Source organism: Dactylosporangium sp. NPDC048998 (genome assembly GCF_043197855.1).
GTDB lineage: Bacteria > Actinomycetota > Actinomycetes > Mycobacteriales > Micromonosporaceae > Dactylosporangium.
The window spans coordinates 1-2043 of sequence record NZ_JBICTV010000095.1 but is presented as its reverse complement, the minus strand read 5'-3'; the positions used below and the strand labels follow the sequence as shown (position 1 = coordinate 2043).

Here is a 2043-nt window from a genome sequence, read left to right as displayed (position 1 = left end):
GGCCGTCACCAGGGCGGTCACGGTGATGCCGACGGGGCCGAAGTGAGGGTCGATCCAGGAGTTCCAGTCGATCACGACGAACATGGTGTACCCGCGACCGCCCGGCCGTCTGCCTCGTTCGACCGCAACAGCGGCAGGGCCGGCGTTCGTTGGTGGCGTACACGCCGGTGAGCATTGAAATCGCTGTATCCGGGAGGCAGGGGAGCCAGAGCGTCGTCGTTCGTCTCGTGCGCCAGGCTATTGGCGGCAGGGCGGGTGGACGATGCTTGATATCGCATCGGGCAGGCTGCGTATCCTCATGTATCGGGAATAGGTCGTTATATTCTCAACGCCCGCTGATCCGCGGATCGCCTCGACCAAGATCGGCGCCACGGGCTTCACGACTGACGCCGCCTCCTGGAGCGGTAACCGGACGGACACGGCCGGCTTTCTGACCGCGCTGCACGCCGGCTGCCCGCCGGAGCCGGTCCACCGTTCCACCCTGCTCGACAAGCCCGTCCACCCCTGCTATGTCGTCTCCGACCGGGACGCGGTCGTTCCCTTCAGCGCCGTCGAGCCCTTGCTCAAAGAGGCCAGGTACGAGGTCACGCACACCGCGCACACCAACGCCGCCGGCCTGCAGGGATGCGCGGCCGTCACCGTCAGCGAAGAGGACCCGTGACCTACCGTCAGCGCTACCGCATACTGCTCGCCGTCGGATCGATCCTGCTCGCCGCCGGGTGCGCGCACACGATCCCTGAACACCCCGTCAACGTCGACACCATCACGATCGCGCAGGAGCCGGTACGCAACGCCGCCGGTGCCGTCTTCGACAGCGGCGCGGTCGTGTGGGGCGGCACCATCGGCCAACTCGACGCCGCTCGGCAGATCGCGGACGGCTGGATCGTGCCGACCGCAGCCGACCGTCCCCCTGTGCGAACCGCCCCGGGCCCGATCGCGGCGCGCAGCCGGCACGTGGCCGCCGCACACGCCGGCCTTGTCTACCTCTGGGGCGGCAGCAACGGCGGCACCGTCTTCGCCGACGGAGCCGTCCTCGACCCCCGCACCAACACGTGGCAGCCGATCCCCCCAGCGCCCGTCGGACTGGCGTCCGCCCAGGCCATCGTCCAGGGCGACCGCATCATCATCGGTGGCGGTGCCGACAGTTCCGGGCGCAACGGGAACCTGATCCTGATCTACGACACCCAACGCAAGACGTGGACATCAATCGATGCTCACGTCACCGTTCTCGCGTTCGCGGCCTCCCCAGACCGGATCGTGACCGTCGCACGCGGCACCGACAACCGGACCTTGCAACTCGGTCGGTTCCGGCATGACCAGCCCGCCGAACCGCAGTTCGCAGTCCTGCGCCCAGGGCTGCTGATCTCCGACAACATCGCCGTCACCGACGACGGCACCACCATCACCGTCGCTGTCTCGGACCACGACACGACGAAGGTCTACCGCCTCGACCCGAATGGTCAGCCGGACCGCCAAGCTGACTTCGACGCCGCCGCGTTCACGCCCGGTCTCGGAACCCGCACCGAAACCAGCCGCACTGTCCGCGACGGGGACAACTGGCTGGCCATCGACAGCTACTACGTCCACGGCTTCTCGATCGGCAGGTTCACCGGCACCGGCATGTGGCAACTGGACGCCTGCCGGGACGCGGCCACCTGGATTCCACTGGGCGACAAGCGATTCCTGCGCTACGGCGGCCAACCATGCGGCGGCGACGTTCCCCGAAGCACGCAACCCGTCCTGGCGATCATTCGGCTCTAGCGCAAGCGGCGCTGGTGTCCCAGTGGGCCTCATCCACGAAGTGGATCTCGAACGCTCCGAGCAGTCCGCGCCCGGCGGTGCACAGGAATGGCTTCTTATGCGTACGTCGGAACGCACATGCGCCGACCGGACGTTAGTTCCAATTCGTTGCGGTACAGGTCGTGATTCGGCACTCCTCGCAGATGTACAGGCTGCGCCAGCCGTGCCCGTACTCGCGGATGTGGTTCTGCACCGTGGCTACGTGGAACATCAACCGGTCGCACGAGCGGCAGTGCGGGTTGG

1 protein-coding gene is annotated in these 2043 nt (G+C 67.5%); it reads left to right on the top strand.

Annotated features, from left to right (window positions below; all coding sequences use genetic code 11):
* Positions 1-657: 657 nt before the first annotated feature.
* The gene (locus ACGFI8_RS47950; protein WP_392815806.1) at positions 658-1761 is read left to right on the top strand and encodes a kelch repeat-containing protein; all 1104 of its coding nucleotides are present in this window, start codon (positions 658-660) and stop codon (positions 1759-1761) included.
* The last annotated feature ends 282 nt before the right edge of the window (positions 1762-2043 follow it).